Origin of the sequence: Mucilaginibacter sp., from assembly GCF_039925265.1 — a bacterium.
Taxonomy (GTDB): Bacteria; Bacteroidota; Bacteroidia; order Sphingobacteriales; family Sphingobacteriaceae; genus Mucilaginibacter.
Map to the genome: position 1 here is coordinate 70,604 of NZ_JBDSZG010000041.1, position 15,342 is coordinate 85,945.

The following is a 15,342-nucleotide window of genomic DNA, read 5'->3' on the forward strand; positions in this document are numbered from 1 at the left end:
CGATACTTCGCGTCTTTTGTGCTCATAAAATACCCGTTGCAACCGTTAAATGTTGTGGCGATGTCAAATAATACTTCAGCATTAGCCGAACAAATAAATAATTCCCATTTTTGTAATTAATCTAAATAAGTTTAGATTAGGTGTTCATATGGGTGAAAAGACGATACTGGTTTGGTTTAGGAATGACTTGCGTATACACGATAATGAAATATTATCTGAAGCCATACGCAAGGCTGATAAAGTATTGCCGGTATATGTTTTTGATCCGTATTACTTTAAAACCAGCGCTTCGGGTGTTTTAAAAACAGGCAGTTTCAGGGCGAGGTTTTTGCTGGAATCTGTCTCCAACCTGCGCGCCAACCTGCAACAGTTTGGTGCGGAGCTCCTCATCCGCACCGGCGACCCTGCCGAAGTGCTTACCCAACTGGCCGAGGAATACCACATCAGCGAAGTTTACCATCACCGCGAGGTAGCACCCGAGGAAACCGATGTTTCTGAAAAAGTGGAAGCCGCTTTATGGAAAATGAAGCTAAACCTGAGGCATTTCATTGGGCATACCATGTACCATAAAGAGGATCTGCCGTTCCCTATAAAAGATATCCCCGATAGCTTTGTCACCTTTAAAAAAAAGGTGGAGCGCGATAGCAATGTGCGCCAGTGCGTAACCTCGCCCGAGCAGATTTTGATACCCGAAATTACTGATGCGGGTGACCTGCCAACCCTGGCTGATCTCGGCGTACCCGAACCTGTTGACGACTCCCGCGCTACCAACCACTTTACCGGCGGCGAAACGGAGGCATTAAACCGCCTGGAACAATATTTTACTACTCAGCAAAATTGCGGGCAAAAAGCAGGCAAAAATGTAGGCGGCGTCGCCTCATGCTTGTCACCATGGCTGGCCCTGGGCTGCGTATCGCCAAGGCAGGTTTACTGGGAGGTGGTAAAGTACCGCAGCACTTTGCAAAATGCTGATGCTTTAATGCTGGAATTACTCTGGCGCGATTATTTTCGCTTTATGTTTAAAAAGCATGGGCAAAAGTATTTCCGTGCGGAAGGTTTTAATGACGAAACCCCCCAACCTGCCAGTAACCAGGATGAACTTTTTGAGCATTGGAAAAACGGCGAAACGGGCGTGCCTTTTATAGATGCTGCCATGCACGAGCTGAATGCCACAGGCTACATTAGTAATTACAGTCGCCAGGCTGTGGCTACCTATTTAACCAAGGAATTGCAGGTAGACTGGACCCGTGGCGCGCTTTATTTTGAAGAAAAACTGATAGATTATTCGCCGGCGAGCAACTGGGGCAACTGGGCGTTTGTTGCTGGTGTAGGTAACGATACCAAAAGCAACCGCTACTTTAACGCGGCCAAACCCGCTAATCAGTTGGATAGCAAGAGCGATTTTATAAGCACGTGGTTACCCGTATCGGCGTAACAAAGCAATAAAATATCAATCCAATCGTATATATTTGTATATGAACTCCTTCGAACAATTCACCATTATTATCGGCCTGCTGGCCGTGCTGTTCGAGGGATTGAGCTATGTGCGCAGCTACCTGCACAAGCTAATGCATTAGATCAGTGCATCGTCCACATTAATTTATAGAATATCAGTAATCGGTACCCGGTTAGTATCCCAACAAACATTACTGTAGTTATCACCGCGCCCGAAAAGGCATGGTAACCGCCCACCTTGTAAAATCTTTTTGCAGCAATGGTGAAGTATGTGCCAAAGACCGCCATATTAACCACCGAGGTGATGGTGTCAAATGTGCTGGAAAACTCCAGGTGCGTAAACCAGTAAAAGGGTTTTATAACCAATAAAGTGAACAGGGTAAAATAGATGAGGATGAACGAGAAATAATGCGTTGCAAACACCAGGTGTTCGGTAAAGTATCTTTTGGTGTTGAAGAAGATGAGCGCGAAAACCAGGGCCAGCGTGGGGATGAACAGGGCGATGTATAACTTTGATTCGTTACCTACCTTTCCGTTAAAAGTGGTGGCCAGGGTGGTAAATTCGGCATCGTTGTGCACCTTTTTTAAAATAGTTTCTTTGGTGTGAAAGGAGACGTATGGGTCGTACGCGTAAAAGCTGTAAAGCGGCTGCGAAAATATATTAAGGCTTCCTGCCAAAAAAAAGAAGAGGATGTTGCAGATCAAAAACAGCTGGAAGGGTTTGAGATAGGCCATTCGTTTGCCTTTAGAGAAATCGGCCGTGAGGAGTCCGGGTTTTGTGATGAGTGTTTTGGCCGTGCGGAAAAACTTGTTGTCAAAATGGGTGATCCCTTCAACCGATTCTTCTACGTAATGCTTCAGGGCGAAATCGTGCGCGTCTACCTGCTTTTCGCCGCAGGTGCCGCAAAACTTATCGTTAACTACCGTGCCACATGATGCGCACAGGCCAGGTGCCGCCAGTTCACTGTGCATTTTGTTGATTCTTTTATTCACGGGCAAAATTTATTAATGGTTAAATATAATAAATCGGGAGCGGCTTATACAAACTACAGGACAGAGGAATTTATTGCAAAAAGAAAAATTAGCCGCTAAAACTGCACTTTAGTTACAAAGTTATAACATATAATTTGGGGCATATTGTACTATTATGCTTAATTTTGTACCGTTTTACAAGAATGGTTTCTCATGGATCGCCTAAATTATATTGATAGCGGAAACGCTGCCTACATCGACTCTCTTTACGAATCGTATAAACAAGACCCCGAATCGGTAGATTTTGGTTGGCAAAAGTTTTTTGAAGGCTTTGATTTTGGTAAAGAATCGCAGCCCGCAAAAGCGGCTGCACCTACAGCAACGGGTAGCGTTATGCCCGAAAACCTGCTGAAGGAGATCAACGTGATGAACATGATAGATGGCTACCGTACACGTGGCCATTTGTTCACCAAAACAAACCCGGTACGCGAGCGCCGCCAATATTTCCCCGGTAAAGAACTGGAAACTTTTGGCCTGAGCGAAGCAGACATGGATACCGTGTTTAACGCCGGTGTTGAAGTTGGCATAGGCCCCGCCAAACTGCGCGATATCCGCCAGCTGTTAGAAGATACTTACTGCCGCGCCATTGGTGCCGAATACCGCTACATCCGCAACCCTATCAAACTAAAATGGTTTGAGGACAGGATGGAGACCAAGCGTAACACGCCAAACTTCAGCATCGAAGAAAAGAAGATGATGCTTTCGAAACTCAACGAGGCCGTTGTTTTTGAAAATTTCCTCGGTACAAAATTCCTCGGGCAAAAGCGTTTTTCGCTGGAAGGTGCAGAATCTTTGATCCCTGCGCTTGATTCGGTTATCAAACAAGGTTCGGAGCTGGGCATACAGGAGTTCATCATCGGTATGGCTCACCGTGGCCGTTTAAACGTGCTCACCAATATTATGGAGAAGACCTACAAAGAGGTGTTCTCTGAGTTTGAAGGCAAAAACTATGATTCGGAATCACCTTTCGGTGGCGATGTAAAGTACCACCTTGGTTTCTCTACGGATATAAAAACAAAAAGCGGTAAAAACGTTCACTTAAGCCTTTGCCCAAATCCATCGCACTTAGAGGCGGTAGACCCGGTTGTGGAAGGTATCACCCGCTCTAAAATAGATTTTAAATACAACGGCGACCACTCTAAAATTGCCCCGATACTGATCCATGGCGATGCTTCTGTAGCAGGCCAGGGTATTGTGTACGAGGTGTTGCAGATGGAGAAACTGGATGGTTACCGCACAGGCGGCACCGTGCATTTGGTTATTAACAACCAGATAGGTTTTACCACCAACTATAAAGATGCCCGCTCGAGCACTTATTGTACCGACGTTGCTAAAACTGTGCTTTCGCCCGTTTTCCACGTAAATGGCGACGATGTTGAGGCATTGGTATATGTAATAAACCTGGCCATGGAATACAGGCAGGTATTTAACGAGGATGTGTTCATCGATATCCTTTGTTACCGTCGCTACGGCCACAATGAGGCTGATGAACCAAAATTCACCCAGCCGGTATTGTATAAAGCCATTGAGGCACACCCTAACCCACTGCAGATCTACAGCAAAAAACTCATCGCGGAAGGTTCTGTAGACGAAGCATTTGTAAAAACGTTAGAGAAAGATTTCCGTGCCGAATTGCAGGGAATGCTGGATGAATCTAAAGCCGAAGACCGCTTTACCGATACCATCGCCATGTTTGAAGGCGCATGGAGCGGGTTGCACTTGGCTAATCATAAAGAATTGATCTCGGCTATTGATACAGCCGTACCAAAAGAAGATATTATAGCGATAGGCAATCAATTAACCGTATTGCCAACAGATAAGCAGTTCTTCAAAAAAATTGAAAAATTATTCGAAGACCGCAACGCCATGGTAAACAAAACCGGCGTGTTTGACTGGGCCATGGGCGAATTGCTTGCTTACGGAACCCTGTTGAAAGAAGGTTTCCCGGTGCGGCTGAGCGGAGAGGACGTTAAACGCGGTACCTTCTCGCACCGCCACGCAGTATTAACGCTGGCTGATAGCGAAGACGAATACACCCCGCTTGGCACTATTAATGAAGAAACAAGGCTAAGCATTTTCAACTCTTTACTGTCGGAATACGGCGTATTGGGTTTTGAATATGGTTACGCCATGGCTAACCCTAACGCATTAACCATTTGGGAAGCGCAGTTTGGCGATTTCTTTAACGGTGCGCAGATCATCGTTGACCAGTACATTGCCAGTGCCGAAACAAAATGGCAGCGTGGTAATGGTTTGGTAATGTTGCTGCCGCATGGTTACGAAGGCCAGGGTCCTGAGCACTCTTCTGCACGTGTGGAGCGCTTCTTGGAACTTTGCGCTGACGATAACATCCAGGTGGCTAATTGCACCACGCCTGCAAACTTCTTCCATATATTACGGAGGCAAATGCACCGCGATTTCCGCAAGCCATTAATCATCTTTACACCTAAGAGCTTATTACGTAGCCCTAAATGCGTATCGCCAATAGCGGACTTTACCAGCGGGAAATTCCAGGAACTGATAGACGACACTTATGCTGATATTAAGAAAGTAAAACGCGTGCTGCTATGTACGGGTAAGGTTTATTACGACCTGCTGGAGAAACAACAGGTAGACAAACGCAAGGATGTGGCCATTGTTCGTGTAGAGCAATTGTACCCGACACCTATACAGCAGATCATCAAAATAAAAGCCAAATACGAAAAAGCAACCGAATTTATTTGGGTGCAGGAAGAACCGGAGAACATGGGCGCATGGCCATACATCTGCCGTAAATTCCATGGCGATAAGCATTTTAACATGAAGGTGATCTCTCGTTTAGAGGGAAGCAGCACGGCTACCGGTTTTGCCAAACAGCATGCCGCGCAGCAGGCCCACATTGTTACCAAGGCATTTGATACCCCTGCCGGTAAAGTGGTAAAAGCAGCTATAAAAAAGACAACCGAAAAAATGGCTAACGCGGGAGCGGATTGAGGTATTAGTTTTAAGTAGTGAGTGTTGAGTTATGAGTATCATAGCACATCTTATTACTTATACAAATATTAATGCGCGATATAAAAACTCAATACTCACAACTCAATAACACATAACTAAATAACATGAGTTTAGAAATAAAAGTTCCGCCGGTAGGCGAATCCATAACCGAAGTAACATTATCTGCCTGGAAGAAAAAAGACGGCGACCATGTGGAAATGGACGAAGTAATAGCCGAACTGGAATCAGACAAGGCAACTTTTGAACTTACCGCAGAAAAAGCCGGGACTTTAACCACCAAAGCTGCAGAAGGCGATGTACTGCCTATTGGAGCCGTGGTTGCTACCATAGAAGAAGGCGCCGGCGCTGCTGCACCTGCCGCTGATAAAGCACCTGCTGCACCTGTTGCCGCTAAAGAAGAAGCCCCTGCGGCTGCTCCTGCAAGCGCACTGGCTCCAGCTGTTGCACCATCATTGTTGGAAATAAAAGTGCCAACAGTAGGCGAATCTATTACAGAAGTAACCCTTTCGCGCTGGATGAAAAAAGATGGTGATGCCGTTGAAATGGACGAAGCCATTGCCGAACTGGAATCAGATAAAGCAACATTTGAGCTTACTGCCGAAAAAGCAGGAACGCTAAAAACTATAGCCAAAGAAGGCGATACCCTTGCCATTGGCGCGGTAGTTTGTACCATTGAAGGTGGTGGCAGTGAAGCACCCCGAGGCGCTACCGCCGTAACCCCTGCAGTTGCCGATGCGGTTAATGAATCACCACAAACTGCTCCATCAAAAGGAACAACTTATGCATCGGGTGTGCCATCGCCTGCTGCCGCAAAAATATTAGCTGAGAAAGGCGTTGAATCCGCATCAGTAAACGGTACCGGTGTTGATGGCCGCATTACTAAAGGTGATGCATTATCCGCACAAAAACCTGCCGCTGCTGCACCTGCGCCAGCTGCAAAACCTGCTGCCCCTGCCGCCGCACCTTCTGCACCTGCTGGTCCGCGTTCAGATCGCCGCGAAAAAATGTCTTCTCTACGTAAAACCGTAGCAAGGCGCTTGGTCGCTGTGAAAAATGAGACCGCGATGTTAACCACTTTTAACGAAGTGGATATGTCGCCAATTATGGAACTGCGTGGTAAATACAAAGATAAATTCAAAGAGAAGCATGGCGTGGGCTTAGGCTTTATGTCGTTCTTTACAAAAGCCGTTACTGAGGCCCTTAAAGAGTGGCCGGCCGTTGGCGCACGCATAGACGGCGAAGAAGTGGTTTACAGCAATTTTGCTGATATCTCTATCGCGGTATCGGCTCCAAAAGGCCTGGTGGTTCCGGTTATCCGCAACGCGGAGAGCATGAGCCTTGCCGAAATTGAAAAAGCTATTGTTGTTTTAGCAGGCAAAGCCCGCGAAAGCAAACTGACTATCGACGAAATGACAGGCGGCACCTTCACTATCACCAACGGGGGTGTATTTGGTTCCATGATGTCTACCCCGATCATCAACTCACCACAGAGTGCCATATTAGGTATGCACAACATCATAGAGCGCCCGGTTGCCGTAAATGGTCAGGTGGTGATCCGCCCGATGATGTACCTTGCCCTGTCATACGACCATCGCATCATTGATGGCCGCGAATCGGTAAGCTTCCTGGTACGTGTAAAACAATTACTGGAAGACCCTACAAGGTTGTTGTTAGGCGTGTAGTCGCTCGTTCTTAAAATATGGAAGCCCGGTTATGCCGGGCTTTTTTTTGTGGGTGCAGTTAATTATATTTGTATATGGGCAAAGTAATTGAGATAAATAAAAACACTACGCGTAGCGAGCTTGATAAGGAGTTAGCTAAGCTTCCCAAAAAGAAGGAGCCAATTGACCTGGATAAATATTTCGGGAAAATAAATTTTGGTGTAGATGGATTAGCCTATCAACTGAAGATCCGCGATGAGTGGAAATAGTATCGTAGTAGACACTTCTGTAATTATCAATTTGTTTAATGGAGTAGAAGAGGTCCGCCAGCTAATAGCAGGGCGAGATTTATTTGTATCCATAATTTCCGAATAGAGGTTTTAAGTTTTTCAGCTTTATCGAATGAGCAAAAGGTGCTAATAAAGACGTTTTTATCTCAGTGCCATATCGTAGATATTGAGCCTGAGATAAAAGATTTGACTATCGAAGTTAGGTCGACATCTAAAATAAAGCTTCCCGACGCAATTATCGCTGCAACTGCTTTGTACTACGATTTGCCTTTATTTACTACCGACAAGGGTTTTAACAGACTGCCTGATTTGCAAGCCGTTATTTTGTCGTTATGATTTTAGTGAATTTTGATGTGAACTTTTCCAGTTCAATCGCCTCGTCGCCAAAATATGCTTTAAATTTAGCTGATAGCCGTTCATCCGTGAATTTTACAATCGTATACCCGCTATCAAAACAAATAATCTCTATTGCAGCATCAGGATATTGAAGGTTCCCGTTCTTCCATATTAACTCGTTGCCCTCGGCTAAAGGTATTGCATTCTCATCAATCGTAATTTCGATGTTGTAAGGGATTGCTATAAATCGGAAAATAGTCAATTAAAATCCGCTACATAATCATGGATCGGGTTTAATATCACACGCAGATCTGTGTGATATCGCATTTTTTTAGTCTTCCCAATAATCCAATTCATGATCTTTTTTTCAAGTAATCAAAAATCCCCTCTCAGAGAATTAGATGCCCTACACCAACTTCCTTATCGCCATAATGTACCCAATATGTAGCCCTTCGTGAAACGGCAAAAATGAAATCGCGTCGTCGATATTGCTGATAACTACGCCGTAGCGGGTGCTCCAGGTGGGGTAGTTGGCGAAAATGCCGGCCTGATGATCTTTTTCTAACTGGTCGAGGCTGCTGATCAGTCTTTCTTTTATCTCATCAAGTTGCTGTTGGGTTATAGGGCCCTCCGGTTTACTTTCCGGTTTGTACGTTTGGTAAAAGCTTTCATCAACTTCCAGTCCGGCGCGTTTGTAGCAAATACCCAGTTGGGCGGCCAGCATGTGCCCAAGGTTCCAGGCAATGTTGTTGTTAAAGCCGGCGGGGATGGCGTTTATTTGCTCCAGCGTGAATTTTTCTAATATGTTTAATACCATTAAACGGGGCCGTTTAATGGTATCGAATTGTTGTTTTGTCATGGGTCAAATATTCAATTTTTATATGAATTGTACGGCCGTTTCTTAAAATAATCATAACCATTAATCACCGCGGGCTTAATGCATTTATTTTAACTTTGCAGCATAATCTGTTCAATGGCTACCACTGCAAGCAATCCCGTTCAATCCAATAAACCCATCTGGTACTTCATCGCCTGCTGGACGGTTTTGAACCTGCTGCAGGCCGCGGTTTTAGAACTCCATGGCGACGAAGCCTACTACTGGCTTTACGCCCAAAAACCGGATTGGGGCTACTTTTACCATCCGCCTATGATGGCGGTGTTTATCAAAATTGGCTACACACTTTTCCATAACGAATTAGGCGCGAGGCTGGTGGCAGTGCTCTCCAACAGCTTAGCTCTTTACCTGCTTTGGCTCGTTGTTAAAAAATACGCGGTAACGCCCAAGTGGTTTATATTGCTTACCTCCTGCGTATTGGTTTTCCATGTGTATGGTTTTACCACCACGCCCGATGCGCCGCTGTTTTTCTTCGCGGTGGTGTTTTATTATTTCTATCAGAAGTATGCAGAAAAGGATAGCTGGCGAACGGCAATTATTATTGGGTTGGTGGTTGCCTGCCTGTTGTACAGCAAATACCATGGGATCCTGCTTGTCGGCTTCACGGTGCTATCTAACTGGAAATTGTTTAAACGTCCCTCATTTTACCTGGCTATTGTAACCGGGCTTATTTGCTTTACGCCACATATTTTATGGCAGGCGCACCGCAATTTCCCGGCGGTAAATTACCAATTGTTCGAGCGCTCGTCTGACAAGATCTACAATATATCCTTAACCATCGAGTACCTTTCGGGCCAGCTTTTACTTGGCGGGATCCTACTGAGCTGGTTCTTATTCTACAAAGCATTTCGAACTAAAATTACAGATACATTTACTCGGGCGCTGGTGTTTAACGCCATCGGTACTTTCGGTTTCTTTTGTGTGAATACGTTTTTCGCCAATGTGCAGCCGCACTATACGCTTATTGGTTTTATCCCATTGGTAGCGTTGGTGATGATCAATCTGCAACGGAATAACAATCATCCCAAATGGCTTTTTAATGTCGCGATTGCCAATATCGTGCTCATTTTGGTGCTGCGCGCTTCGCTGGTTTTGGGCTTGCCATTTATTAAAAAGGTGCAGGCGCTGCAAACCTATTTTGGTTTCCGGGAGTGGGCGGCAAAGGTGCACGAAAAAGCAGGCGATGCCTGGATGGTGATGGACGATGGCTTCCAAAATCCATCTAAGTACGATTTTTATAACCATACCCTTAAAGGTTTCGCTTACGATTCGCGCTACTATGGCCGCACCATGTTTGATATATGGCCGATGGAGGATAGCCTGCAGCACAAACGCGTTTACCTGGTGTTGAGCGATCCGCTGCCAGGTTATAAAACTGATACCATCACCGGCGAAGTTGGTACCTGGTACGGCACTTGGGTTGAGGACGCACGAACCTACCAAAAGATAGCTATCGACACTAAAATAAAGCCGGTGACCGCGCATCCCGGGCAAAAAGTGGAATTTGACCTCAAGATAACCAACCCTTACACCTACGATGTTAATTTTACCAACGTTGGCTACAAACACCCCGTGTATTTGGAAGGCTGCTTTTTTACAGGGCCGACGGATATTGCGGAGGTGCAGCAATCCGGTGCTGATTTTAACAACATCAGCCTGAAGTCCGGTGAAAGCAAGGTCTATAAAACATCGGTGGCAGCGCCTAAGGAGAAAGGCACGTATTACCTGATGTTCTCTATCCGTACCGAACCGTTCAGGGGTAGTAAGAATAGCCGCCTGATAAAATTTACAGTTGAATAATAAATTGATACGATGCACAAAAAGATATACTTACTCATAGTTACTGTTTTAATTGCCCGTGCCGCTGCTGCCCAAACGGTGGATGTACATTTTAATGGATCGGTTTTTTTTGATAACCGGGAGTATAAAGAATCACTCATCCGTTCGCGCACTTATTCGGGCACCAGGCTCGCGCTCGATTTTGGGCTGAACCTGGATAGCGCCAACCGCTTTATTGTGGGTGTAAACGGCCTGCACGAGTTTGGCGCGAAACCTTACTTTTTAAAAGTGAACCCGGTTGCCTACTTTAACCATACAGGTAAACGCTGGCTGTTTAACGCCGGTGAATTCCCGCGCGAAGGTTTGCTGACCGATTATCCCCGTGGGATGCTTAACGATACGCTGCGTTACTTTCGCCCTAATGTAGAGGGTTTGCTGGCTAAATATCACACTGGTAATTTTAGCGAAACCGTGTGGATAGATTGGGTGAGCCGTCAAACGGATACCGAGCGCGAGCAATTCCTGTTCGGCTTTTCGGGCAAGTACCAGCCTTTTGCAAAAGGGCCGTTCTACCTTTCACATTACTTTTTTTTACTGCACGATGCAGGGCCGGCGATTGCCATTCCTGACGACCATATCCGCGATAACGGAGCCATACAAGTAAAACTGGGAGCCAATTTCAGCCATAAAACCTTTCTCGATTCCTTAAATTTTGAAGCAGGTGGTATGATGTCCTTCGAGCGGGAGCGTAATGTTTCGGGCTTTAAAAAACCTACGGGCTTTGTTGCCAACGCCTATTTAAGCTATAAGCGTTTTGCCCTGTACGATGAGTTTTACAAAGGCGACGGGCATAACGTCTCGTTCGGGGATGCCTATTACCAATACAAAACCTATAACCGCCTGGATATCATCTATACACCGTTTCTATACAAAGGCATAACCGGGCAGTTTATCCTTAGTTTTCATCAAACTCCGCTCAGCGGCGGTAGCAACCAGGAGGCTTTCCGCTTGTCATACGATCTTGGTAGGAAACGAATAGCCAAGTTTAAAGATTAGCATTTTTAACCAAAAATAGTATTTTTGCGCAATAACGCCATGAGGGTGTGCCCCCCACGCCAGGCCATTGTATTATATCTATCTGTTATTTATGAAGAATAAACTACTCCAGCTTTTGCTGCTTTTTACATTTTTAGCACCTTGCAAACTTTTCGCTCAGGACAATCAATCTGCCGGCTGGGCGGCCTTGTTCCACACCCAACGATTTTCGCAGCATTGGGGAGCCTCGTTCGATGCGCAGTTCCGCTCGGCAGACCGGGTGGACTATTTACGCAACGTGCTGCTTCGCCCATCGATAAATTATTATTTCTCAAAAAATAAGATAGGCGCTGTTGGGTATGCTTACATCGCCACCAATGGCAGGTCGGCAAGTGGTGCTTCCACTTTTCGCCCGGAGAGCCGCATCTGGGAGCAGTTTATCATCAATCAAAAATTAAGCAGAACTGTTTCGTTACAGCATCGTTTCCGGTTAGAGCAGCGCTTTTTGGGCAATACCTCCGCTACGGCTACCGATAGCTACTTTTCGCAGCGCCTGCGTTATTTTGCCCGGGCGGTGGTGCCTTTTAAAAGCGATTCGGTGTTTACCAAAGGTCCGTTCTTTGCATTGCAGAACGAAGTTTTTGTAAACGTGCAAAACAAGGATAAAGTTAACAAACACTTCTTCGACCAAAACCGTGCTTACGCTGCCTTCGGTTTCCGCTTCAGTAAAAAGTTTGACGTGGAATTGGGCTACATGAACCAATACACCAAACAGGCTACCGCTTACACCGTTAACCATATTATACAAACAGCGTTTTATACGAGGTTTTAAGTATCTTCGTTTTGATAATGCCTCACTGTGAACCGATTTTTTGCTAAAGCTATTTTAGTGCTATTTATGGCTGTTTCTTTCAGTAGCCCTTGTTTTGCAGAAGGGCAGAGAGGCATGGGCGTGGCATTTTTTGTTGCTACAATTTTTGGGGTGACATGCGTTGCAATGATTTTAGCCGTTTTGTTGATACTGATACTGAAAATAACTGAAAATCGTTATTCAAAATCAATAATATTCGGCGTCGCAGCAGCCCTATCAATAATTAGTTCAATTTTTATTGGGCTGTCACAAAATTTTATCTAATAATGCCTCAGTTAAACAACAATCAACATGTGCGCCAGCTGGCCAACCTGGAATTGCTTGCCCGGCAGGTTGTTGAGGGTTTTATAACGGGCCTGCACCAAAGCCCTTTTCACGGCTTTTCGGTAGAATTTGCCGAGCACAGGTTGTACAACAATGGCGAATCGGTAAAAAATATTGACTGGAAACTCCTCGCCCGTACCGATAAGTTGTTTGTAAAACAGTTTGAGGAAGAAACCAACCTGCGCTGCTATTTGTTGCTGGATACCTCATCATCCATGAATTTCCCGACGGAGGGCATCAATAAACTGCAATTCTCGGTATATGCCATCGCTTCGCTGATGTACCTGTTTAAAAAACAACGGGACGCATTTGGGCTGTGCCTGTTCTCGGATAAGATGGACTGGATGAGTCCGGCCCGCTCCACATCGGCGCACTTGTTTTACCTGTATGCACAGTTGGAAAGGATCTACAACAATCCGAAGCAAAATACGGCTACCAATATTTCTACGGTGCTGCACCATTTGGCGGGCGAAATTCACCAGCGCTCGATGGTGATCATTTTTAGCGATATGCTGGAGAATAGTATCAACCCACAAAAAACACAGGAACTCTTTGCTGCCATACAGCACCTTAAATATAAAAAGCACGAAGTGGTAATCTTTAACGTAACCAGTAAACAAAAGGAGCTGGATTTTAATTTTGATAGCCGTCCGCATCATTTTGTGGATATAGAGACCGGGGAAGAAGTGCGCGTGCATCCCAATAAAATTCGCGAAAGCTATATCACATCGCTTAAAGAATACCGCCACCAGCTGGAACTGAAATGCGCCCAGTACCATATTGATATTGTGGATGCCGATATTGAGCAGGGTTACAACAACATCCTGAAGGAATATATGATCAAGCGCAACCGGATGGCCTAACCGGGTCGGTTCTATTAAACCTTTTGCCTTAAATCTTATCCGATGGTTATACGCTTTTATTTAAAAAGACGCGTTAAATGCAGTGCTTAGCCCGATTATTGAGGATAATTTCACCTTGATTAAGGTTTTATAAAATTGACAAATCAATTTAGCGCCAATGGTGTTAAATAATAAACTATTTTTTTGATGAGACTTTCCATAGAAAGAAAACCAGTAAGAGTAAATCCCGATCCTAAGCGTGTAATTGCGAGATTCTTTTTTAACGGGAATGATCGTGCTAAGGAAGTTTTGCAAAGAGTAATGGGCATCAGCGAAGAGGTTGCATTTGGCATTGTTTCGCCGCTATTGCAGGAGTATTCTAAACGCCACCGTAATATCACCCGGGTTTTAAACCGCCATTGCAGCAAACTAAAACCCCTTTTTGAAGAACTGGCAATCGATTTTGATACCCTGACGGTTTATCGCAAGCTCCTCATAGGGTCTTATTTTACCCACGAGTATTCTATCGAGTCGGCTGCATTTTTTAATCCTTCTATCGTGGAGGATCCCGATCAAACCGAGCTGGAAGACGGGCAACGCCGCGTGATCATCAGCTTCAGGGCGGTGGGTGAGGGGCATATTTCCTCCATTACCTTCCGCAGGGCGTTGATCGATAAGAATAATAATATTACCGTTTTGCCGGCCGGGAGCTATATAGATGAGGCGGAGATTGTGCGCAACGCGGTTTACAACAAAAAACTGTTTTTTGATAAGGCTGCCATCACGCAGATCAACATAGATGTGCTGCATGAACTGGAAAGCAAGCTCGACCATCATTTTGAATACTCTAACCTGCGCCGCATCATCCTCGATTCGCAAAAACTGCAGGAGAGTGATATGAAGCGCCTGGAGTATGACAAGGTGCTTTGGCTGGCCGATTCATATTATGAAATTGTTTTCTCGCTGGATACCGATATCTCTGATAGGGTGATATTCCCCATCTCTGAATATGAGCGTAAGGGTATTGAAGACGCGCGCTTTGTGCAATTCCAAAACGAAGATGGAACCTCTGTTTATTATGCCACTTACACCGCTTACGATGGCGCGCTAATTATGCCCAAGCTGCTGCAAACCACCGATTTCTATAATTTTAAGATCATGCCGCTTTACGGCGCTGGTGCCCAAAATAAAAATTTGGCGCTTTTCCCCCGTAAAGTGAACGGAAAGTACATGATGATAAGCCGGATAGACGGTTGCAACAACTACATCATGTACTCGGATAAGATAAACATTTGGGAGAAGCCGGTATTGTTGCAACAGCCGAAATTTAGCTGGGAGTTTGTACAGATAGGTAACTGTGGCTCGCCGATAGAAACCAAAGACGGCTGGATAGTGATTACCCACGGTGTTGGCCCTATGCGCCGCTATGTGCTGGGCGCAAGCCTGCTAAAGTTGGACGACCCGGCTGTAGAGATTGGCCGCCTAAAAGAACCATTATTGATCCCCAACAGCGACGAGCGAGAGGGGTACGTACCAAACGTGCTGTATTCCTGCGGTGCGCTTATCCATAATAACAAGTTGATCGTCCCATACGGCGTATCCGATTCATCAACCGCCTTTGCCGAAGTGGATCTGGATGAGCTGCTGAATAAGTTGAAAGCGGACGGGATAGAGTAGAGAGATCGGCTTCTCGACTCTTTGGGATGATGTCATTATTTAAGGATGATCAATGCACCATAGGTGCAAAAGGTGGGTAGAATAAACATTGTAATAGTGTTTGGTGTGCCATTAGGTACACTACTGGCGCGTTTCGTACCTAACGGTACGA

General features: G+C 45.4%; 13 protein-coding genes. 10 read left to right on the forward strand and 3 right to left on the reverse strand.

Going from position 1 to position 15,342, the window contains the following annotated elements; genetic code table 11:
• Positions 1 to 148 precede the first annotated feature (148 nt).
• Positions 149 to 1,435, forward strand: coding sequence for a DASH family cryptochrome (locus tag ABIX36_RS18360; protein WP_348083627.1), 1,287 nt, complete (start codon positions 149 to 151; stop codon positions 1,433 to 1,435).
• Positions 1,436 to 1,578: 143 nt separating this feature from the next.
• Here ABIX36_RS18360 and ABIX36_RS18365 read toward each other — a convergent pair whose 3' ends face one another.
• Positions 1,579 to 2,448 (reverse strand): DUF3667 domain-containing protein, encoded by an 870-nt coding sequence (locus ABIX36_RS18365; protein WP_348083628.1) that lies wholly within the window; start codon positions 2,446 to 2,448, stop codon positions 1,579 to 1,581.
• A 192-nt stretch (positions 2,449 to 2,640) separates the two neighbouring features.
• Here ABIX36_RS18365 and ABIX36_RS18370 point away from each other — a divergent pair, with 192 nt between their 5' ends.
• From ABIX36_RS18370 to ABIX36_RS18380, 3 genes are all read left to right on the forward strand, one after another.
• Positions 2,641 to 5,460, forward strand: coding sequence for a 2-oxoglutarate dehydrogenase E1 component (locus tag ABIX36_RS18370; protein WP_348083629.1), 2,820 nt, complete (start codon positions 2,641 to 2,643; stop codon positions 5,458 to 5,460).
• A 125-nt stretch (positions 5,461 to 5,585) separates the two neighbouring features.
• The gene (gene odhB, locus ABIX36_RS18375) at positions 5,586 to 7,163 is read left to right on the forward strand and encodes a 2-oxoglutarate dehydrogenase complex dihydrolipoyllysine-residue succinyltransferase (protein WP_348083630.1); all 1,578 of its coding nucleotides are present in this window, start codon (positions 5,586 to 5,588) and stop codon (positions 7,161 to 7,163) included.
• A 74-nt stretch (positions 7,164 to 7,237) separates the two neighbouring features.
• Positions 7,238 to 7,411, forward strand: a complete 174-nt coding sequence (locus ABIX36_RS18380; protein WP_348083631.1) for a hypothetical protein — start codon at positions 7,238 to 7,240, stop codon at positions 7,409 to 7,411.
• A 340-nt stretch (positions 7,412 to 7,751) separates the two neighbouring features.
• Here ABIX36_RS18380 and ABIX36_RS18385 read toward each other — a convergent pair whose 3' ends face one another.
• Positions 7,752 to 8,030: a hypothetical protein gene (locus ABIX36_RS18385; RefSeq protein WP_348083632.1), complete on the reverse strand. Its 279-nt coding sequence runs from the start codon at positions 8,028 to 8,030 to the stop codon at positions 7,752 to 7,754.
• A gap of 144 nt (positions 8,031 to 8,174) precedes the next feature.
• The gene (locus ABIX36_RS18390) at positions 8,175 to 8,627 is read right to left on the reverse strand and encodes a DinB family protein (RefSeq protein WP_348083633.1); all 453 of its coding nucleotides are present in this window, start codon (positions 8,625 to 8,627) and stop codon (positions 8,175 to 8,177) included.
• Between the two features lie 114 nt (positions 8,628 to 8,741).
• Between ABIX36_RS18390 and ABIX36_RS18395 the strand changes: the two genes are divergently transcribed.
• The 6 genes from ABIX36_RS18395 (at position 8,742) to ABIX36_RS18420 (ending at position 15,191) form a co-directional block, all read left to right on the forward strand.
• The gene (locus ABIX36_RS18395; RefSeq protein WP_348083634.1) at positions 8,742 to 10,463 is read left to right on the forward strand and encodes a glycosyltransferase family 39 protein; all 1,722 of its coding nucleotides are present in this window, start codon (positions 8,742 to 8,744) and stop codon (positions 10,461 to 10,463) included.
• A gap of 12 nt (positions 10,464 to 10,475) precedes the next feature.
• Positions 10,476 to 11,498, forward strand: a complete 1,023-nt coding sequence (locus ABIX36_RS18400) for a hypothetical protein (protein ID WP_348083635.1) — start codon at positions 10,476 to 10,478, stop codon at positions 11,496 to 11,498.
• 91 nt (positions 11,499 to 11,589) lie between these two features.
• Complete coding sequence (locus tag ABIX36_RS18405; RefSeq protein ID WP_348083636.1) at positions 11,590 to 12,309, forward strand: DUF2490 domain-containing protein; 720 nt, start codon at positions 11,590 to 11,592, stop codon at positions 12,307 to 12,309.
• A 27-nt stretch (positions 12,310 to 12,336) separates the two neighbouring features.
• Positions 12,337 to 12,612, forward strand: a complete 276-nt coding sequence (locus ABIX36_RS18410) for a hypothetical protein (RefSeq protein ID WP_348083637.1) — start codon at positions 12,337 to 12,339, stop codon at positions 12,610 to 12,612.
• Between the two features lie 2 nt (positions 12,613 to 12,614).
• Positions 12,615 to 13,535, forward strand: coding sequence for a DUF58 domain-containing protein (locus tag ABIX36_RS18415; protein ID WP_348083638.1), 921 nt, complete (start codon positions 12,615 to 12,617; stop codon positions 13,533 to 13,535).
• A gap of 186 nt (positions 13,536 to 13,721) precedes the next feature.
• Positions 13,722 to 15,191 (forward strand): glycoside hydrolase family 130 protein, encoded by a 1,470-nt coding sequence (locus ABIX36_RS18420; protein WP_348083639.1) that lies wholly within the window; start codon positions 13,722 to 13,724, stop codon positions 15,189 to 15,191.
• Positions 15,192 to 15,342: the final 151 nt, after the last annotated feature.